This window comes from Chryseobacterium sp., assembly GCF_029240215.1.
Taxonomy (GTDB): domain Bacteria; phylum Bacteroidota; class Bacteroidia; order Flavobacteriales; family Weeksellaceae; genus Chryseobacterium.
In genome coordinates, this window is the sequence record NZ_JARBTK010000004.1 from 350,906 (window position 1) to 369,680 (window position 18,775).

Annotated in this window: 22 protein-coding genes; 17 read left to right on the top strand and 5 right to left on the bottom strand. The window is 33.6% G+C overall.

Translation table 11 applies throughout. The features are described from left to right. Positions 1 to 282: 282 nt before the first annotated feature. Positions 283 to 1,116, bottom strand: a complete 834-nt coding sequence (locus K0R77_RS11240) for an OmpA family protein (protein ID WP_300352259.1) — start codon at positions 1,114 to 1,116, stop codon at positions 283 to 285. Positions 1,117 to 1,203: 87 nt separating this feature from the next. Here K0R77_RS11240 and tilS point away from each other — a divergent pair, with 87 nt between their 5' ends. The 15 genes from tilS to K0R77_RS11315 all read left to right on the top strand — a co-directional run bounded on the left by tilS (position 1,204) and on the right by K0R77_RS11315 (position 13,644). Then, on the top strand, positions 1,204 to 2,511 hold the full coding sequence (tilS, locus tag K0R77_RS11245; RefSeq protein WP_300352261.1) for a tRNA lysidine(34) synthetase TilS: 1,308 nt from the start codon (positions 1,204 to 1,206) through the stop codon (positions 2,509 to 2,511). Next, positions 2,508 to 3,056 carry a sigma-70 family RNA polymerase sigma factor gene (locus K0R77_RS11250; protein ID WP_300352263.1) on the top strand — a complete coding sequence of 183 codons (549 nt, stop codon included), beginning with the start codon at positions 2,508 to 2,510 and terminating at the stop codon, positions 3,054 to 3,056. Before tilS ends, K0R77_RS11250 begins: the two co-directional genes overlap by 4 nt. 105 nt (positions 3,057 to 3,161) lie before the next feature. Beyond that, on the top strand, positions 3,162 to 4,124 hold the full coding sequence (locus K0R77_RS11255) for a redoxin domain-containing protein (RefSeq protein ID WP_300352265.1): 963 nt from the start codon (positions 3,162 to 3,164) through the stop codon (positions 4,122 to 4,124). An 86-nt stretch (positions 4,125 to 4,210) separates the two neighbouring features. Beyond that, the gene (locus K0R77_RS11260; protein ID WP_300352266.1) at positions 4,211 to 4,660 is read left to right on the top strand and encodes a YHS domain-containing (seleno)protein; all 450 of its coding nucleotides are present in this window, start codon (positions 4,211 to 4,213) and stop codon (positions 4,658 to 4,660) included. A gap of 101 nt (positions 4,661 to 4,761) precedes the next feature. Further along, complete coding sequence (locus K0R77_RS11265; protein WP_300352268.1) at positions 4,762 to 5,106, top strand: DM13 domain-containing protein; 345 nt, start codon at positions 4,762 to 4,764, stop codon at positions 5,104 to 5,106. A gap of 12 nt (positions 5,107 to 5,118) precedes the next feature. After that, positions 5,119 to 5,487 (top strand): DoxX family protein, encoded by a 369-nt coding sequence (locus K0R77_RS11270; protein WP_300352270.1) that lies wholly within the window; start codon positions 5,119 to 5,121, stop codon positions 5,485 to 5,487. Further along, positions 5,480 to 5,992 (top strand): DinB family protein, encoded by a 513-nt coding sequence (locus K0R77_RS11275; RefSeq protein ID WP_300352272.1) that lies wholly within the window; start codon positions 5,480 to 5,482, stop codon positions 5,990 to 5,992. Before K0R77_RS11270 ends, K0R77_RS11275 begins: the two co-directional genes overlap by 8 nt. Continuing rightward, positions 5,993 to 6,703, top strand: coding sequence for an NRDE family protein (locus K0R77_RS11280; protein ID WP_300352274.1), 711 nt, complete (start codon positions 5,993 to 5,995; stop codon positions 6,701 to 6,703). Continuing rightward, positions 6,678 to 7,730: a D-alanine--D-alanine ligase gene (locus K0R77_RS11285; protein WP_300352276.1), complete on the top strand. Its 1,053-nt coding sequence runs from the start codon at positions 6,678 to 6,680 to the stop codon at positions 7,728 to 7,730. Before K0R77_RS11280 ends, K0R77_RS11285 begins: the two co-directional genes overlap by 26 nt. 51 nt (positions 7,731 to 7,781) lie before the next feature. Further along, positions 7,782 to 9,854, top strand: a complete 2,073-nt coding sequence (locus K0R77_RS11290) for a cytochrome c biogenesis protein CcdA (protein WP_300352278.1) — start codon at positions 7,782 to 7,784, stop codon at positions 9,852 to 9,854. Positions 9,855 to 10,066: 212 nt separating this feature from the next. Then, positions 10,067 to 10,591: a biopolymer transporter ExbD gene (locus K0R77_RS11295; RefSeq protein WP_300352280.1), complete on the top strand. Its 525-nt coding sequence runs from the start codon at positions 10,067 to 10,069 to the stop codon at positions 10,589 to 10,591. A gap of 63 nt (positions 10,592 to 10,654) precedes the next feature. Further along, positions 10,655 to 11,182: a hypothetical protein gene (locus K0R77_RS11300; RefSeq protein WP_300352282.1), complete on the top strand. Its 528-nt coding sequence runs from the start codon at positions 10,655 to 10,657 to the stop codon at positions 11,180 to 11,182. 9 nt (positions 11,183 to 11,191) lie between these two features. Continuing rightward, complete coding sequence (locus K0R77_RS11305; RefSeq protein ID WP_300352283.1) at positions 11,192 to 11,974, top strand: alpha/beta hydrolase; 783 nt, start codon at positions 11,192 to 11,194, stop codon at positions 11,972 to 11,974. 9 nt (positions 11,975 to 11,983) lie between these two features. Then, positions 11,984 to 12,805: a hypothetical protein gene (locus K0R77_RS11310; RefSeq protein WP_300352284.1), complete on the top strand. Its 822-nt coding sequence runs from the start codon at positions 11,984 to 11,986 to the stop codon at positions 12,803 to 12,805. A gap of 47 nt (positions 12,806 to 12,852) precedes the next feature. Beyond that, positions 12,853 to 13,644, top strand: coding sequence for a patatin-like phospholipase family protein (locus K0R77_RS11315; protein ID WP_300352286.1), 792 nt, complete (start codon positions 12,853 to 12,855; stop codon positions 13,642 to 13,644). A gap of 105 nt (positions 13,645 to 13,749) precedes the next feature. Here K0R77_RS11315 and K0R77_RS11320 read toward each other — a convergent pair whose 3' ends face one another. Next, a complete protein-coding gene (locus K0R77_RS11320) occupies positions 13,750 to 14,754 on the bottom strand; it encodes a bifunctional oligoribonuclease/PAP phosphatase NrnA (RefSeq protein ID WP_300352288.1) in 1,005 nt (334 codons plus the stop codon). A gap of 199 nt (positions 14,755 to 14,953) precedes the next feature. Here K0R77_RS11320 and rpmH point away from each other — a divergent pair, with 199 nt between their 5' ends. Further along, positions 14,954 to 15,112: a 50S ribosomal protein L34 gene (gene rpmH / locus K0R77_RS11325; protein ID WP_034679005.1), complete on the top strand. Its 159-nt coding sequence runs from the start codon at positions 14,954 to 14,956 to the stop codon at positions 15,110 to 15,112. 156 nt (positions 15,113 to 15,268) lie between these two features. Continuing rightward, positions 15,269 to 15,979: a cell division ATP-binding protein FtsE gene (locus K0R77_RS11330; protein WP_300352290.1), complete on the top strand. Its 711-nt coding sequence runs from the start codon at positions 15,269 to 15,271 to the stop codon at positions 15,977 to 15,979. 46 nt (positions 15,980 to 16,025) lie between these two features. On the opposite strand, the gene K0R77_RS11335 is transcribed toward K0R77_RS11330, so the two are convergent. From K0R77_RS11335 to K0R77_RS11345, 3 genes are read right to left on the bottom strand one after another with little or no spacing between them, the layout of a single operon-like run. Then, positions 16,026 to 16,727 carry a methyltransferase gene (locus tag K0R77_RS11335; RefSeq protein ID WP_300352291.1) on the bottom strand — a complete coding sequence of 234 codons (702 nt, stop codon included), beginning with the start codon at positions 16,725 to 16,727 and terminating at the stop codon, positions 16,026 to 16,028. Beyond that, on the bottom strand, positions 16,727 to 18,181 hold the full coding sequence (locus K0R77_RS11340; RefSeq protein WP_300352293.1) for a HAMP domain-containing sensor histidine kinase: 1,455 nt from the start codon (positions 18,179 to 18,181) through the stop codon (positions 16,727 to 16,729). Before K0R77_RS11340 ends, K0R77_RS11335 begins: the two co-directional genes overlap by 1 nt. Next, positions 18,171 to 18,767 (bottom strand): riboflavin synthase, encoded by a 597-nt coding sequence (locus K0R77_RS11345; RefSeq protein WP_300352294.1) that lies wholly within the window; start codon positions 18,765 to 18,767, stop codon positions 18,171 to 18,173. The genes K0R77_RS11340 and K0R77_RS11345 overlap by 11 nt, the downstream gene beginning before the upstream one ends. Positions 18,768 to 18,775: the final 8 nt, after the last annotated feature.

An 18,775-nucleotide genomic window follows, 5' to 3' on the forward strand; every position in this document is an offset into this window, starting at 1 on the left:
AATATTTAATCTAAAATACCGTAAAAACACGGATGTTTTGTAATCGTTTTTAGCGGTAGATTTGCCATACGAAGAAGCCAATGATGAAAAAAGATTTATTAAAAAAACTTGGTTAAAGATTAAGTGATGAAACAAATTGATCCTTCAGAAAAAAATTCCCTTTAAAAAGAGAGCGTCATCTGCTTTTGAAGGCAATCTTAAAAAGTAAAAAAGAAGACGTGATCAAAAAAAAAGAATCCCGATAAAATTTATCGGGATTCTTTTTTGTTATTTTTCTGACAATTATTTCTTTGGAGCAATATCCATCAATTTCATAAACTCATCGAGTTTAGGCATAATGATAATTTCTGTTCTTCTGTTTTCCGCTCTTCCGGAAACACTCATGTTGGTCGCTTTAGGATTGTACTCTGAACGTCCACCTGCAGTAATTCTCGCCGGATCAACACCGAACTGACCTTGCAATACTTTTGCAATCGCCGTACCTCTTAATGCAGAAAGATCCCAGTTGTCTCTTGGTAGATTTGCAGAGCTTAACGGAGCGTTATCTGTGTTACCTTCGATCAATACGGAGTATTTGTCGTAATCGTTGATCACTTTAGCTACTTTACCCAAAACTTCCTGAGCTGCCGGCAAAACATTGTAATCTCCTGTTTTATACAATAATTTGTCTGACAAAGAAATCATTACCACACCTTTTAATACTTTCACCTGAACATCATCATCAGTTACGTTATCCAATGATCTCTTCAGCTTGTTTGATAAAGCTAAATTTAAACTGTCATTCTTCGCATTGGAAGAAATCAACTGTTTGATATACATATTTGAAGAATTGATCTCTCCGACCAATTTATCAATGTTTGCAGAGCTTTTTCCTGTATTTGAAAGACATGCATCCAGAGATGATTTCAAAGCATCATGTTGACTTTTCAATAAATTATTTTCACCGGTCAAACTTGAGTTCTGAGACTTCAATTCCTGAATTTCTCTTTGTCTTTCACCGATATTTTCGATACACTGTTTGTAGTTGCCGCTAAGAGCGTCATACTGCTTTTTACTTACACAAGATGTTACACCCAACACCATTGCAGAAACTGCTAAAATTTTAATAATCTTCATAAATAATCTTTTTTTAGACGATCCAAATTTAGGAAAATTCATTTTAATTATATGGTTTATCTTTGTACAAAAGAAATTCTGAGCCTCATGCTGGAAAAATCAACCTTCAAAAAACAACTCGAAAATCTTATTGCATTTCCGGAAAACCAGCACTATCTTTTAGCAGTTAGCGGAGGTGCGGATTCAATGGTTTTAGCTTTCATTTTCAAAGCTTTAGGTTTAAATTTCCAGGTTGCGCATGTCAATTACAAACTACGTGGCGAAGATTCTGATTCTGATCAGAAAGTTGTCGAAGATTTCTGTTTTAAAAATGAGATTAAATTTCATTTATATGAAGTTTCAGAACAAGATAAAAAACCCGACAATTCTATTCAACTTTGGGCGAGAGAACTTCGATATGATTTTTTTAAGCAAATTCAGGAAAAAGAAAATTTAGAATTTTTAGTAACTGCACACCATCTCAATGATCAGCTTGAAACTTTTATTATTAATTTATCTAAAGCTTCAGGAATTAAAGGCTTGAGTGGAATTCCTGCAAACGACAATAAAATTTTGCGTCCGCTTTTGCATTTTTCTAAAGATGAAATTTATGATTTTGCCAAAGAAAATAATATTGCGTACCGCGAAGATCTTTCGAACAAAAAAAGTGATTACTTAAGGAATAAGATCAGAAATGAATTGGTTCCTAAACTTCTGGAAACGAATGATCATTTTCTGGAGAATTTTAAGAAGTCTTTATCATATTTAAATCAGACCAAAGATTTTGTTCAGCAACAGATTGTAGAAATTGAAAAAAAAGTTACAATTTCAAACAAGGAAAATAAAATTTTAGATAAAGAAAAACTCAATCTTGAAAGCGATTTTGTGAAATTTGAAATCCTGAAAAAATGTGGTTTTAATAAAGTGGAGGAGATTAAAAAAATCTTCACCGCAGAGACCGGAAGCCGTTTCTTTTCTGCTCATTATCAATTAATTATCAATAGAAATGAATTAATTTTCAACGAATTAAAAAAGAAAACAGAAATTACGGAAGATCTTATCTTAATTCAATCATTTGATTTTAATGAAAGCACCATTGAAATTGATCTAACTGATATAATTGACAGAGTTCAGGAAATACCGGAAACATTTCGATGGGAATTTGATGCTAAAAAACTGATTTTTCCATTAAAGCTTCGCAAAAAGAAAAATGGAGATTATTTTTATCCTATCGGAATGAAAGGTAGAAAAAAAATCGCTAAATTTTTTAGAGACGAAAAAATATCTATTTTAGCTAAAGAAAAAATATGGATTTTGACTGATGGAAATGACAGCGTTTTAGGTGTAATTCCATTTAGACAAGATAAAAGATATACCCTGACAGAAAAAACACAAAAAGTTCTTAGAATTGTATGAATAAAAGAGCAACCAATTCCTTAGCAATAGAAGATTTCCAGAAAGATAATAATGTTGCTTTTGGGGTTTTGTATAAAAAATATTTCGGCTATACTCGCAAATTTGTTCTTGCCAACAAAGGAAGTATGGAAGACGCAGAAGATGTTTTTCAGGATGCATTGATCATCTTGTATGAAAAATTGTACGAGGATGATTTCAAAGCTTATACTTGTCTTGCCAATTACGTTACCGGAATTTCTAAAAATCTATGGCTGAAAAAACTTCGCAACCGAAACTTTTTCGTGGAAATGCACGAAATTTATTATTTTGAAAACAAAGAAGAAATCAACCAGGCCATAGAAAACGAAAGAGATTATTGGGATAAACTTAACGATTATATAAATGGAATTTCAGCGCATTGTCAAAACCTCATCCACGATATTTTTATGAAAAATAAAGATATCGAAGAGATAAGGGAAAAATATAAGTATACCAGCAAACACAACGCACAAAATCAAAAGCACAAATGTGTAGAACAAATTAGAAAAATAAAAAAAAGAAGATAATTTTAATATCTGATTATCAACAATTTAAATAAAATTTAAAAAAATCACCTTTTGATCGGGTGATTTTTTTTGTTTTTGGGAACTTCTAGGTAAATACTTTATCTTATGTTCACAAAAATAATTTATACATTCTTCTTTTTGGCAGTCATTTCGTTTAATGCACAAATTAAAACCGGAATCAATTTTCAGGCAAAAAATTTAGAAGAAGCAAAAAAACTAGCAAAACAGGAAAACAAACTCATCTTCATCGATTTGTACACCGCTTGGTGCGGTCCTTGTAAACTAATGAAAAAAAATACATTTCCTGATGCAGAATTGGGAGAGTTTTTCAATAAAAATTTCATCAGCCTTTACATTGATGCCGAAAAAGAAGGAACAGAACTAGCCAAAAAATTCAAAATCGTAAATTATCCGTCTTTCCTATTTTTGGATGAAAATGGAGAATTGGTTCAATATGACTACGGATATTACAACGCCACACAATTTCTGAATGTAGGACAATCGGTTATCAATAAAAAATCTACCAACAAGGAAACACCAACATTAGACGAAGTGAAGGGCAAAATGGTAGGCGAAACCATTCCTGATTTTTCTGCAAAAGATCAGTTTGAGAAAACATTTTCATTGTCTCTGGAAAAAAAGAAAACAGTTTTGGTTTTTATTCGTGGGCAATGGTGTCCCTATTGTAACAAATACATCGAGAGCCTTCAAAATCTTGCGCCCGAATTACAGTTGAACAACACAAGACTGGTTATCATTTCTCCTGAAAAACCAGAATTTATAGCAAAAACCGTCAACAAAACCAAAACTGCATATTCCGTTTTATATGATGAAAATTATAAAATCGCAGAACTTTTTGATGTGCTTTACACACCTGAGAAAAAAACACTGGATTTCTACGAAAAACAATTGGGAGATGATTTTAAGAAAAGCCGTTCGGATGATTCTGGCAGATTGCCCGTTTCTGCAACCTTTATTTTAGATGAAAATCAAAAAATCATTTGGCGACATTTCAATCCCGACTACAAAGAAAGAGCTTCTTTGAAAGATATCTTAGATCAACTCTAACTTTTTTTTGGCTGCTTGAACTTCATTATGGTCACACTACAAACATTCAACAATAAAAACAATCAATAAAAATAAAACATCTATTTATGAAAAATTACATCACACTCATTCTCGTTTTCTTACTTCCTTTTTTAGCATTTGCACAAAAAACAGAACATAGAAATTTGGAAAACAAGCTAGCAATTCAGGGCTATGATCCTGTTTCTTATATCGAACAGAAAAAAGGCGTAAAAGGAAAAAAAGAATTTGCCGTTAATGTAAACGGAGCTATTTATTACACGTCGTCTGCAAAAAACAAAGAACTCCTGAAAAAAGATCCTTCCAAATACGAACCTGTTTATGGTGGTTGGTGTGCTTTTGCGATGGGAGATTATGGCGAAAAAGTAGAAATTAATCCTACCACTTTTAAAATAATTGATGGAAAAACCCACCTGTTCTACAATCAGTTATTCAACAATACCCTCACTTCCTGGAATAAAAACGAAGCCAAGCTGAAAAAAAACGCTGACCAAAACTGGAAAAAAATAACCAATTAATATTCATTAAAAGACACTATTATGAAAACAATGATCACCTTAATATTCGCATCATTCCTTCTGGTTTCCTGCATCCGAGAAAATACCGCAACAGAAGATTTATGGAAATAGCTCCCGAAAATGCAGTCTTAAAATATTCAGGTAATTTTATGCAGGGATCTTACGGAAATAACGTGAAGGGAAAAGCCAAAATTTATGAAAAAGACAGCGTTTTTACTTTAGCTTTTGATGAGGCTTTTTTGGTAAACAACGGACCCGATTTGTACGTTTATGTAAGCAAAGAACAACAACCATCACAGTTCGTTTCTCTCGGAAAGCTAAAATCGGTAAACGGCGCACAAACTTATACGTTTACAAGCGTAGTGAATTTTGACGAATACAAATACGTCGTTGTTCATTGCCAACAATACAACCATTTATTTTCTTACGCATTACTACAAAAATAACAATACACAACTATGAAAAATTACATCAATTGGGCGTTCCGATTAATTCCCGCTATTATTTTACTACAGACTTTGTTCTTCAAATTTACAGCACATCCGGATTCTGTTGCCATTTTTTCAAAGCTTAATGCAGAACCTTTTGGAAGACTGTTTTCCGGAGTTTTAGAGCTCATCACAGCAATTTTAATTCTCAATCCAAGAACCACATTTTGGGGCGCATTATTAGGGTTTTTCACGATGATCGGAGCAATAGCATCACACATTTTCATTATAGGAATTGAGACGAATAATGATGGCGGAAAACTTTTTTTCTTGGCGTTAACCGTTTTTATCTTTTGCATTGTATTACTGTTTAAATTCAAAAAAACAAAAAATGCATAGCAACGACACTTCGATTTTCCTGCTTCTGCTCGATATTCTTACCGAACAGCAAAATGCATTGCGGAAAATATCACAGGAAATTTACACTCTTGCCATCCCAAGTTTGGATGGCGCAACGATTGGCGCACACACCCGTCACAGCATAGAGTTTTTAGAAATATTACTCAATTCTTATTCTACGAAAGTGATTAATTATGATGAGAGAAAGCGGAAATTAGAATTAGAACAAAATCCGGAAAAAGCCATTGAAGCTATTTCAAAAATTATTTCTAAGATCAACTTGCCAAATAAAAATCTTATTTTACAACAAACAATAGGTGAAACTCATATCGAAATTCCTACCAACTTTTACAGAGAGATGGTGTACAATATTGAGCATTGCATTCATCATCAGGCGTTGATAAAAGTAGCTTTTAACGAGATTAAAATGAGTCATCTGCTCAACAAAAATTTCGGAATTGCACCTTCAACGATTCAATACAGAGAAACTCAAAATCTGAATTAAATGTGTACTGTAACGTATTTTTCGCTTAAAAATAAGATTGTTCTGACATCCAACCGGGACGAAAAACCCAATCGTTCCGCACAGGAAATCCATCATGAAAAAGGTGTTTTTTATCCGAAAGATGCCACCAAAAACGGAACGTGGTTTGTGGTTTCCGAAAACGGAAATGCCATCGTTTTATTAAACGGAGCTTTTGAAAATCATCAAAGACAGGCAGAATACCGAAAAAGCCGAGGACTGATTGTTTTGGATTTGATAGAGGAAAAAAACATTTTCAACTCAATAGAATTAATTGATTTAGAAAACATTGAACCTTTTACATTAGCCATTTTTCAGCAAAAACAATTGGCAGAATTTCGCTGGAATGGTTCGGAAAGACATTTTAAAATGTTAGATAGTAATCGTCCACAAATTTGGTCTTCCGCTACTTTGTATGATGAATCGGCAAGAGAAAAAAGGAAGCAAATTTTTCAGAAATTTCTTCTAAAAAAAACAATTTCCGAAGAAACAATTTGGGATTTTCATCATCAAAAAACCGATGATCTCGAAAACGGCATTACCATTAAAAGGCAAAATACAATACAAACTATCAGTACAACGCAACTCGTTATTTCCGCTGAAATGACTATTAAACATTACGACCGACTCAACCCAGATTCACAACCCGAAAAAATTTCCCTTAAAAATGAATCTCAAACATCGCCTTCATAAAATTGCACATTGGGAATACTGGTCTACTTTTTCCATTTACCTGCCGCTTTTTCCGGTTTGGCTGTATTGTGCGTATAGAGCAAGAACATTGTTGTTCTTCCACGGAGCCAATCCTTCTATAAAATATGGCGGAATGGCAATGGAAAGCAAAAAAGAAATCTACGATCTGATTCCCAAAAACTGGATCCCAAAAACTGTTTTCACATCTTCAGAAACTCAATTTCGAAGAATTTTGCTTGAATTGCAATCAAAAAAAATTGATTTTCCCATTATTGTAAAACCAAATATCGGGTTGAAAGGCTTGGGTGTTGCCGAAATCAAAAATTTTGATGAATTAAAAATTTATCAGAACAGTAGTGACTGCGATTTTTTGATTCAGGAAAAAATAAATTATCAGAATGAAGTCGGCATTTTCTATCACCGTTTTCCAGATCAAAAATCGGGAAAAATCACAGGAATGGTGAAAAAAGAATTTTTATCGGTAAAAGGAAACGGTGAAAAAACATTGAAAGAACTGGTAATGGATAATCCTAGAAGCGCATTCCAAATCAAAGCCATAGAACAAAAAATGGGAAGCGAAATGCAGAAAACAGTTCCTGAAAACGAAGAAATTATTTTAATTCCTTTTGGAAGTCATACCAGAGGTGCAAAATTTATAGATATTTCAACCGAGGTTACAGAAACATTAGTGCAAAAAATAGATGAAATTTGCACCAAAGTAAATGGTTTTTATTTCGGAAGATTGGATGTAATGTATGAAAATCTAGAACTTTTGCAAGAAGGCAAAAGCTTTAAAATCATAGAAATAAATGGAGCTAAAAGCGAACCAACACATATGTACGACCCAAAACATTCCTTATTTTTTGCCTGGAGAGAAATTACCAAACATTGGAAAATAATGGCGGAAATCAGCAGAAAAAATCACGAAAAAGGGTTTCCTTACTTGGATATTAAAGAAGGTTTTTCAGCTCTGAGAAATAATCTGGCGATAGAAAAAAAGCTGAGGAAGCTTTCTTCAGTTGATTAATCTGCAAAAAACAACTACTTTTGTATAATAGTATTTACATAAAATAAAAATATGAGATTCTCTTCGATTCATAAAATTTCGTTTCTCCTTTTCTTCTTTATTACTTTTACTTTTTCGGCACAAATTAAAAACCCCGTAAAATTTAAGTTTACTATTAATGTAATCGGCAACAATCAATATGAAGCTGTTTTAAATGCAACTTTGGAAAGTGGATGGCATATTTATTCAAGAGACATTCCTGAAGATACGGGAATTCCAACAGAATATATCGTTTCGGGTAAAAATATAGAACTGATCGGGAAATTCCAGGAAGTTGGAAAAAAGCACGAAGAATTTTCTGAGGCTTTTGGCGGAACGATCATTTTTTACTCTAATGCTGCAAGTTTTAAACAGAAATTTAAATTAAAAGACGGAACAAAACCGGGAGAAGTTGTTGCTGAAATTACTTACCAAACGTGTGATGACAGAGTTTGTCTGGCTCCGAACACTTTAGAATTCACTCAGAAAATTACGCCAAAAGGAGTTTCAGAAGATACTGTTGCGCCAACTGAAGCGATAAAAGATACTGTAAAAACTACGGAAACTGTCGTTGAAAATCCAACAAAAAGTGAAATTACTGTAACAGAAACTTCAAAACTTGATCCTAAACAATTAAAAATAGCGTCAATAGATTTCAAAAAACCTTTGACAGATTGTGGAAATGAAGCGGTTGTAGCATCTGAAAATTACTGGATGTATTTATTCTTAGGATTCATTGGCGGATTGATCGCTTTATTGACGCCATGCGTTTTCCCTATGATTCCTTTGACGGTTTCATTCTTTACAAAAGGAAGCCAAAACAAAGCAAAAGGAAAAAGAGATGCATTGATCTACGGATTTTTCATTTTGATGATTTTTGTTTTATTAAGTGTCCCTTTCCATTTAATTGACGGGATTGCAGGAAATATCTTCAACGAAATTTCTACAAGCGTTTGGCTGAATGTAGTGTTCTTTATCATCTTTATTTTCTTTGCAGGAAGTTTCTTTGGATATTACGACATTTCGTTACCAAGTTCAATTGCAAACAAATCTTCAAAAGCAGAAGAAGCGGGAGGAATTATCGGTATTTTCTTCATGGCTCTGACTTTGGTGATTGTATCTTTCTCTTGTACAGGTCCTATTTTGGGAAGTTTATTAGGAGGATCTTTATCCGGGTCATCACACATTCCAACGCTTTTAACTTTAGCTTTGACAGGTTTTGGTTTGGCTTGGGCGATTATTTTCGGACTTTTAGCATTATTTCCACAGGCTTTACAAAGTCTTCCGAAATCGGGAGGTTGGATGAATACCGTGAAAGTTGTTTTAGGTTTTATCGAATTAGCTTTAGCTTTAAAATTCCTATCAAAGGCAGATTTAGTTTCAAAAACTTTCTTAATTAAACGAGAACTTTTTATTGGAATTTGGATCGTTGTCGGGATCGGTTTAGCATTATATTTATTCGGATTAATCAGATTTCCGCACGATGATAAAAAACCGAAAATTTCTTTAACAAGAAAGATTTTAGGAGTTTTAGGAATTGGTTTTGTGATTTATCTAATTCAGGGTTTAATTCCTTCAGAAAGACCAAAAATGCAATTATTAAGTGGAATTTTACCTCCATTGAACGTAAGTTATTTCCATGATGAAAAAGACGGAATTCTTGGAATGAAACCTGAACATGATTTCTTTAACGCCATCGAATTAGCTAAAAAAGAAAACAAACCAATTTTGATTGACTTCACAGGTTACGGTTGCGAAAACTGTAGAAAAATGGAAGAATTCGTGTGGAGCGAGCCTGATATTTTACCGATTTTGCAGAACGATGTTGTTCTTGCTTCTCTTTATGTAGACGACAAAGAAGAACTTCCTGAAGATCAGAAAACCAAAATTGATTTGGGTGAAGGACAAGTGAAAAGAGTAAAAACAATCGGTGACAGATGGAGCCTATTCCAACAGGTAAATTTTAATAATAATTCTCAACCGCATTATGTTTTGATAACTCCAGACGGAAAAGTAATCAACACTCCGGTTTCCGGATATATGCCGAAAGAGGATTTCAAAAAATTCCTTGAATGCGGGGTCAATTTTTATAAAAAAAATAAATAATTTCAGATTTAAAATAACAGAAACTCACATCGAAAGGTGTGAGTTTTTTTATAACGCAAAGTTTTTTTATTCACAATTATGCAAAACATTTCATTTAAATAAAAAATAGTTAACAATTCATAAATTTAGGTATAAACTTTGCATAGATTTTTAAAAATAGAGAACAATATATCAATCTTTATTAAAATCTGTTTAACATTAAAAATACTACTATGGCTGAAGTGATTGCACAAGAAAAACAAGGAGGAAAACAAAAAAAGAAACCAATCAGAGTTGATATGACTCCAATGGTGGATTTAGGGTTTTTATTGATTACCTTCTTTATGTTTACCACCAACTTTACAAAACCCAACGTGATGGATCTTGGTTTACCCGCAAAAGATCCGAACCCAATTCCAATTAATGATAAAGTTATTGGCGATAAAAATCAAGTTACATTTATTCTTGGAAAAGACAATAGAGTTTTCTATCATCAAAGTAATGAGAAAGATTTAACCACAAATAATTTGAAAGAAACTGATTTCAGTGGAGTACAGATTTCAAAAATTATTTCCGAAGCATATAGCAAAGCTCCTAAGAAAGAAATTTTCACGATCATCATCAAACCAACTGACGATGCAAACTACAAAAATTTCGTTGATGTATTAGATAACATTGCAATCTCCAAAAAAGAACGATACGGAATCACCGACATCAAACCCTGGGAAAAGAAAGTTTACGAAAACGTAACAAAATAAACCGAGGAGCATTTTTATAATGCTCTTTTTTTATTTAAATTTGAGAATATAATTTATTCATTGATGAAAAAAACTTTAATCATAGCCATTGCAGGAATTCTCACATTCTCGTGTTCTAAAAAAGAATCTCAAAAAACAGGTCAACTTTCCGACAGTACAAAAACTGTAGATTCTATCAACGAAGCCAGAACGAAAATCAACGACAGCATAAAAGCTTTAAACAGCAAAAACCGTTTCAGAGATTTCAGCGGCAGTCACAAATTCGTTTATCAGAATGACAGTTCGCCTAAATATTCAGGATCAGTAAATTTCACTAAAATCGATGGCGAAAGAGACAATTATACTCTTTCAGGAGACATTAAATCGGGCAAAAATTCCGTTACTTTAAAAGGATTCGCACAGGTTCTTTCACCTAAAAGCATGAATTTCACAGGAGAAATTACTCAAAGTATTTCTGACAACGACAACGGAAAACCATACACAAGAAAAGGGACAAAAACTTTCATGTCAAAAGATGGCGGAAAAACTTACAGACTTCAGGATATGGTCAATGGCTCGGGTTTTGTTGATTATATTGACATTCATTTTTAACTTTACGTTATGCTCAACTTCGAAAAAAAAGGAAACGGAAAAGAAACTTTGGTTTTGCTTCACGGTTTTATGGAAAACCTCAGCATCTGGAGTGATATGGAAAACCATCTTTCCAAAGATTTTACTCTATTAAAAATTGATCTTCCGGGTCACGGAAAATCTGATATTTTAGCTGAAGTTCACACGATGGAACTCATGGCTGAAGAAGTAAAAAAAGTAGTTGATCATGAAAATTTAGATAAAATCCACCTTCTCGGTCATTCTATGGGAGGTTACACGTCTTTAGCTTTTGCCGAAAAATTCCCTGAAAATCTAAAAAGTCTTACTTTATTCTTTTCAACCTATTTTGCAGATGACGAAGAGAAAAAAGAGCAAAGAATAAAAAGTTACAGAATTATTAAAGATGCCTTTGCACATTATGCAAGAGCGGGAATTCCAAATTTATTTAATCAGAACGAAAGAGATGTTCTTGAAGGAAAAATAGAAACCGCCTTAGAAATTGCACTTTCTACCAATAATCTCGGAGCTTTAGCCTGTGTAAAAGGTATGGTTGCAAGAACAGACAAAAAGCATGTTCTCGAAAATCTGGAAGCAAAAATTTTAATTCTCGCCGGAAAACACGACAACGCAGTGAAAACTGAAAACACCATTAAAAATCTTCCGGATAGGACAAACATTAAATCTTACCTTCTCGATTGCGGACATAACGGACATTGGGAAAAACCCAGCATTTGTGCAGAAATCATCAACACAGAATTGCTTCACCATCTTCCGAAAAAATTTCTTTTATAAAAATCCTTTATGAGAATTTGGATATTTTCATTGCTTTTCATTTCGTTTTTAAGTTGCAAAAAAGAAGCGAAATCTTCTGTCAATCAGAAAAAAGATACAGTTTCTGTTGCACAAAAAACAACCGAAGATTCTTTAACTCCGAAAACAACTCAGCCTGAAGTTTTTGCTTTCGTCACAGATCTTTGCGACAGTAAAGGTTATTTTGATCCTACAAAATATTCCCGTGAAGAAATAGAAGGAACTTACAAATTGTGGTTTCAAATGAGCGGAATTTCGTTAAATACACCTTCCGTTTTTAATCTGAATGATTTAGAAGAAATCCGACGTGATAAAGATTTGATTTTAGCCAAACTCGACAAAGATTTTGCCGGAAATAAAAAAATGATCGAAAATCTCAAAATTGTCAATGTTCCCTATTGGCAAAACATTAAAAAATTAAGCTACACAGAACTTCATCAAGATTATGAAAAGAAAAAAATTCAGATTGTGAGTTATTCTGACCCATCTGTTTTGATTAATAATAAATTTACAGGAAATTGTATAAATTTCGCTAAAGCTGTAAACTCAAACGATGAAGAACTGATTACTGAATGGCGAAAACTTCGTGAGGAAATGAGTAAAAGAAACGGCAATCCGCAAAGAATTATCACAGAATTTGAAAATCATCTCACTTCCTCAAACTGGAAAGATTATGCAATGATCGATCTAATCACTTTTGGTTGGGGAAACTGTGCAAATAATTACATTGAGAGACCTCTGCATGATGAAAAAATGTATAACGAGTTTAATGCCCTGTTCATTAAAATTGATTCGGAATGCGATGAACCTTAATCTTCTTTTATAAAAAATCTGTACATTAGTAACGTTTAAAATTCTCAATGGGATTATTCTCTTTCAACAAAAAAAAACCGGTAATCGGTCTTACTTTATCCGGCGGCGGAATGCGCGGAATTGCACATATTGCCGTTCTCAAAGCTTTGGAAGAATATGATCTGAAGCCTCAAATTATTTCAGGAACGAGTGCAGGTTCTATCATTGCAGCATTCTACTCCATCGGAACGTCTCCTGATGAAATGATGGAAATTGTCAAAAAAACAACTTTTTTCTCACGTTCTTATTTAAAGCTTTCGAAAAACGGAATTTTCAGTTCAAAATTTATCATGAAATTATTGATGGATTATTTTCCGGAAGATGATTTTAAGGTTTTAAAAATTCCCGTTTATGTTGCAGCTACAGAAATGACGCACGGCATCGTTGATTTCTTTTCAGAAGGCGAATTATTCGGTCCGCTTTTGGCTTCGTCGAGTGTTCCTTTTGTGCTACCACCCGTAAGAATGGGCGAAAAAATTTACGTAGATGGTGGAGTTTTAGACAATTTGCCGATAGAACCTATTATTGATAAATGTGATTTCCTGATTGGCTCCCACGTAAATTCCATCAGCTATGACAGCCTTGAAAATATGAGTTTGATGAAAGAATTTGACCGTATTTTACATTTAGCCATTGCCAAATCTGTTTATTCTAAAGCTCAGTCTTGCGATATATTTTTAGATCCGCCGAAAATGACCAAGTTCAGCTTATTCAATAAAAGATTTCTTGATGATATGTTTTCAGAAGTTTATGATTACACTTGTAAAGAACTTGAAGAAAAAGGGTATAAGAGAATTTAAGTGAATTCTATTATTTAAAAATAGTTTGTCATTCCGCAGGAATCTCAACAATACTTTAATATTATTTAGATGCTTTCAGCATGACAAACGTGGCGATTAAATTATCTACAAATTCTCTTCAGCTACTCTCGCTTTGAAAGTCTCAATCGTGTCTGGCAAAGATTCCATAGATTTTCCTCCGGCTGCATTAATGTGACCACCACCGCTGAAATATTTTCTCGAAAACTGATTAACATCCATATCGTCTTTACTTCTGAAAGAGATTTTAATAAAATCTTCATACAGATCTTCCATGAAGAACGCCGACATTTTTACGCCGACAATGCTTAATCCGTAATTGACAAAACCCTCTGTATCACCTTTCTGGAAACCGTATTCCTGAAGTTCTTTTCTCGTTAAAGATAAAACTGCTACTGTACCATTATTTACAACCTCAATTCTACCTAAAACTAAAGCCAACAAATGTAAACGTGAAACTGTGTTTGTGTCCCAGGTATTTGAAGTAATCACAGAAGGATCCGCTCCTTTTTCAATTAAACTTGCCACAATTCTATGGGTCGCTGCACTCGTCGAACGGAAACGAAAACCTCCGGTATCGGTCATAATTCCTGTATAAAGACATTCGGCAATTTCTTTATTGACCAAATCTTCATCATCCATCGCCTCAATAAAATGATAAATCATTTGACACGTTGCAGGAATTACTGTATCAGAGTACACAAAATCAAAATCTTCAGGTTGCTGATGATGATCGATAAGAATTTTTTTCGCCTTTGCTTTCATCAACCAATCTCCTAAAATTCCGATTCTTGCGGGAGAGTTAAAATCTAAACAGAAAATCACATCTGCCTCGTTAATGAGATCAAAAGCTACTTTTCTTTTATATTCTCCAATGATGTTTTTCTTTGCTTCGGGCATCCATTTCAGAAATTTCGGAAAATCGTTTGGAGTAACGACTTCTGCTTCAATTCCCTTTGCACGTAAGTAATGTTTTAGACCTAAACTTGAACCAATAGCATCACCATCCGGATTGTAATGGGTAAGAATCACGATTTTATTTTCCGGAATAAGAAGCTGATTGATTTCTAAAAGTTCGGCAGGTGTAAACATCTTTTTTAAATTTGAGTTTTCAAAGATAAAGTTTTTATGCGGATGAATCTTTAAAAAGTATAAATCCGTTTTCGAAGATTGTATTCACGAAACATCATAGTTCATTAAAATAATTTAAGATTATATTTGCACTTAATAAAAATATACATATATTTGCAACCTGAAAATTAATAGATAATTACGACTAAAATATATAGTAATGAGTAAAAGAACGTTCCAGCCATCAGAAAGAAAGAAAAGAAACAAACACGGTTTCAGAGAAAGAATGTCTACGCCAAACGGAAGAAGAGTATTGGCAGCGAGAAGAGCTAAAGGTAGAAAAAGCCTTACTGTTAGTTCTGCAAGAGCTAAGAGATAATTCTTAACTTACAATATACAGATTATGCTTGAAAATAAGTTTTTTCAAGCATTTTTTGTTGTTAAATTTTCCTAAATTTTAGGTTTATAAAGCTTCTTTTTTCTATTTTTAAAATCTGAAAAAATATTTTAGAAAAAGCCTCTAAAAATTGAATTTATGCCACATACAAATATCTCCGGAGACAATATCATCAATCTGCAGCACGCAAAAATTACACAGAAAAATTTTACCGTGCTTACTGATGTTAATCTGAACATCAAGAAAGGCAGATTCTGCTATCTTATCGGGAAAACAGGTTCCGGAAAAAGCTCGCTTCTGAAAACTTTATACGGACACATTCCGTTGGTTGCAGGACACGGCGAAGTGGTAGGATTTGATTTAGCCAAATTAAAAGCTTCAGAAGTTCCCAATCTGAGAAGAAAACTGGGAATTGTATTTCAGGATTTTCAACTGCTGTCTGACAGAACCGTTGAAAAAAACCTGAAATTTGTTTTGGAAGCTACCGGATGGAAAGACAAAGCAAAGATGGACGAACGTATCAATGAAGTGCTTTCAAGTGTAAATATGAAAGGCAAGAAGCACAAAATGCCGCACGAACTTTCCGGAGGTGAGCAACAACGTATTGCGATCGCAAGAGCATTATTGAATCATCCTGATCTGATTTTAGCCGATGAGCCGACAGGAAATTTAGATCCTGAAACTTCTAACGAAATCATGACTTTATTAAAGCAGGTTGCTGCCGATAACGGAGCGGCTGTTGTAATGGCAACACATGATTATCACATGATTCAGAACTTTCCGGGAGAAGCAATCAGATGTGAAGACGGAAAAGTTTCTGTGCTTGATACAGCAGAATTATTCGAATAAAAAGTGGTCAGAGATTTAAATTAAACTAATTTCTATCCTCTAAAATCTAACTTCTATTTTTAAAAACATGAAACTCTTTGGTGAGTTCAAGATATTGGTCCGAGTATTCTCTCGGACTTTTTTCTATGATAAAATCAGATTCATGGAGTTCACTTTCATTTAAAGAAAACTCAAGAATCAATCTTTTTATTTTTGAATTTTCAATTCCGTAAACATTAACTTTTCGGTTGAGAAACAATTGACTTTCTTTTGATATTTCTATAAAATCCTCTCCTGCCTCAAAAGGAATAACCACAGAAAAAATCCCATTTTCTGAAAGTAAATTGGCTGATTTTGAGATCAATTGTCGAAAATTTAGCTCAACAGTTTGTCTTGCAATTTTATCTTTTACAGAATCTGAAGTTTCAAAATAAGGTGGATTTGAAATAATAAGATCAAATTTTTCGTCAGTTTCAAAAGTTTTAAAATCCTGAAGAATATTTTTTAATCTTACATTAAATGGAGAATTTTCAAAATTAAGTTTTGTAAGATGTACCGCTTCTTGATTGATGTCAATTCCTAAAAAGTCAGCCGATACATTTCTTTGGGAAAGCATTAAAGAAATCAAACCCGTTCCCGTTCCGATTTCTAGCACATTTTCAGCAACATCAATATTAGCCAAAGCACCCAACAAAACACCATCTGTTCCCACCCGGAAAACGTCGGCAGATTGTTGAATTTCAAATCGTTTAAATTTAAAAGATTTCACTAAAGATTTGTAGGTAGTGTAATGATAAATGTAGAGCCTTTTCCAAGTTCAGATTTTACGGTGATCTGACCTTTGTAGTCTTCCACCATTTTCCTGACCATTGACAAACCTAAGCCCATTCCGCTATTTTTTGAAGTAAAATTGGGCTCGAAAATCCTTTCAAACATATTTTCAGCAATCCCGATTCCATTATCCTGAACTGAAATAATTACTTTTCTTTGGTGTTGCTCAATATCTACATTTACCAGGAGATTTCTGTCGTCACTTTGTGCCTGTTGTGCATTTGTAACCAGATTGGTAATGATTCTGGACAGATAAATCCTATCCATATTAATCATAATATTGCTCTTATTAGAATGCACAAAAATCAGATCATCGTTGAAAACTCTTAGAATATCTTCAATTTCAGTATTAAGATTGATGATCTCGTTATTTTTTTCTGGAAGTTTGGCAAATTCAGAGAATGCTGAAGCTACAGTTGCAATCAAATCGATCTGATCAACCATTGTTTTGCTTAATTGCTTTACTTTTTCATTGACATTCGGATCTTGCGGATCAAATTTTCTTTCAAAATTCTGGATGGTCAGTTTCATAGGTGTCAAAGGGTTTTTCACCTCATGGGCAACCTGTTTTGCCATTTCGCGCCAAGCTTCTTCAGATGCCTTAAACCGAAGTCTTTCTTTCTGATCCTGAATCTGAAGAATCATCCTGTTATAAGCCCTTGCCAGCGCATTCAGCTCATCATTTTTATAATATTTAATAGGACGCATTTCATTTTCAAAAAGCGTTATTCGAGTGATCATATCAGAAAACTTGGTAATATTTTTTGCAAGATTTGCAGAAGTTACCCAACTCAGCCAAATACTGAAAACAATCAGTAAAATATCTACAATTAAAATATAAACCACATATTTGTGAAGCACATCAAGATAAGCCGACTCATTATGATACAAAGGAATATAAATAATCCCTACAGGCTCCAACATATTGTTTTTCAACAACAAATACGAAGATGTAAAAACAGCATCTTTCGACTCATCAACTTCCCTAAAATCATATCTGGATTCGGTAGAAAGCAGTTTATTAACAATTTTAAGAGGAATTTTCTTCTGTTTAACTAATGCTTCATCCCTGTTGGAAAGTAAATAATTTCCTTTAAGATCATAAATAATAATATCGTGCTGGTTGATATCTGCGATTTCGAAAATTCTGTTTTTCAAAACTGCCGGAAGATCTTCCGTATGCACCGTCGACAGACTGACTGCATAATCCAAAAATCTCATCACTGCATTGGTTTTCTCCTGCATATCAATCTTACTCTGCTGCAGAGAATTATTTCTCAAAACAAAGTAAGGAACCAATGAGGAAGCAGCAACACTCAAAAGACATACGAGTAAGAAACCAAAAAAAACCCGGTTTCTTAAACTATATCCTTTATATTTATTAAACGACATTCTGCTTGTTAATTAATTTAGCGATGTATTTACCAACGATATCAAATTCAAGGTTGACTTTATCTCCGATTTTAACATTTTTCATATTGGTAAATTCCCAGGTGTAAGGGATAATAGCAACAGAAAACTGAAAATCACCACTTTTGGCAACAGTAAGACTGATTCCGTTTACTGTGATTGAACCTTGCGGAACCGTTACGAAGCCTCCTTCTGAATTATACTGTACAGTAACAAAATAGCTGCCATCTTTGTTTTCGATATCAATTATTTCACCGGTTTGATCTACATGCCCCTGAACAATATGACCATCGAGCCTGCCGTTCATCATCATGCAACGCTCAAGATTCACCACACTTCCCACTTCCCATTTTCCTAAATTGGTTTTTTCTAAAGTCTCATTGATCGCAGTAACAACGTATTGACTCCCGGTAATTTCAACTACCGTAAGACAACAACCGTTATGAGCCAAACTCTGATCAATTTTTAATTCATGGGTAAATGGACAGCTTAGAGTAAAATTAATATTGCTGCCGTTTTCTTCAATTTTTTCAATAACTCCTATCGCTTCAATAATTCCTGTGAACATATTATTTT

Coding starts and splice junctions, on each gene's coding strand:
- K0R77_RS11240 (WP_300352259.1), bottom strand. CDS start 1,116: ATGAAGATTATTAAAATTTTAGCAGTTTCTGCAATGGTGTTGGGTGTA.
- K0R77_RS11340 (WP_300352293.1), bottom strand. CDS start 18,181: ATGTCGTTTAATAAATATAAAGGATATAGTTTAAGAAACCGGGTTTTT.
- K0R77_RS11345 (WP_300352294.1), bottom strand. CDS start 18,767: ATGTTCACAGGAATTATTGAAGCGATAGGAGTTATTGAAAAAATTGAA.
- K0R77_RS11305 (WP_300352283.1), top strand. CDS start 11,192: ATGCTCAACTTCGAAAAAAAAGGAAACGGAAAAGAAACTTTGGTTTTG.
- K0R77_RS11275 (WP_300352272.1), top strand. CDS start 5,480: ATGCATAGCAACGACACTTCGATTTTCCTGCTTCTGCTCGATATTCTT.
- K0R77_RS11300 (WP_300352282.1), top strand. CDS start 10,655: ATGAAAAAAACTTTAATCATAGCCATTGCAGGAATTCTCACATTCTCG.
- K0R77_RS11330 (WP_300352290.1), top strand. CDS start 15,269: ATGCCACATACAAATATCTCCGGAGACAATATCATCAATCTGCAGCAC.
- K0R77_RS11320 (WP_300352288.1), bottom strand. CDS start 14,754: ATGTTTACACCTGCCGAACTTTTAGAAATCAATCAGCTTCTTATTCCG.
- K0R77_RS11260 (WP_300352266.1), top strand. CDS start 4,211: ATGAAAAATTACATCACACTCATTCTCGTTTTCTTACTTCCTTTTTTA.
- K0R77_RS11290 (WP_300352278.1), top strand. CDS start 7,782: ATGAGATTCTCTTCGATTCATAAAATTTCGTTTCTCCTTTTCTTCTTT.
- K0R77_RS11250 (WP_300352263.1), top strand. CDS start 2,508: ATGAATAAAAGAGCAACCAATTCCTTAGCAATAGAAGATTTCCAGAAA.
- K0R77_RS11270 (WP_300352270.1), top strand. CDS start 5,119: ATGAAAAATTACATCAATTGGGCGTTCCGATTAATTCCCGCTATTATT.
- rpmH (WP_034679005.1), top strand. CDS start 14,954: ATGAGTAAAAGAACGTTCCAGCCATCAGAAAGAAAGAAAAGAAACAAA.
- tilS (WP_300352261.1), top strand. CDS start 1,204: ATGCTGGAAAAATCAACCTTCAAAAAACAACTCGAAAATCTTATTGCA.
- K0R77_RS11315 (WP_300352286.1), top strand. CDS start 12,853: ATGGGATTATTCTCTTTCAACAAAAAAAAACCGGTAATCGGTCTTACT.
- K0R77_RS11280 (WP_300352274.1), top strand. CDS start 5,993: ATGTGTACTGTAACGTATTTTTCGCTTAAAAATAAGATTGTTCTGACA.
- K0R77_RS11310 (WP_300352284.1), top strand. CDS start 11,984: ATGAGAATTTGGATATTTTCATTGCTTTTCATTTCGTTTTTAAGTTGC.
- K0R77_RS11285 (WP_300352276.1), top strand. CDS start 6,678: ATGAATCTCAAACATCGCCTTCATAAAATTGCACATTGGGAATACTGG.
- K0R77_RS11295 (WP_300352280.1), top strand. CDS start 10,067: ATGGCTGAAGTGATTGCACAAGAAAAACAAGGAGGAAAACAAAAAAAG.
- K0R77_RS11255 (WP_300352265.1), top strand. CDS start 3,162: ATGTTCACAAAAATAATTTATACATTCTTCTTTTTGGCAGTCATTTCG.
- K0R77_RS11265 (WP_300352268.1), top strand. CDS start 4,762: ATGGAAATAGCTCCCGAAAATGCAGTCTTAAAATATTCAGGTAATTTT.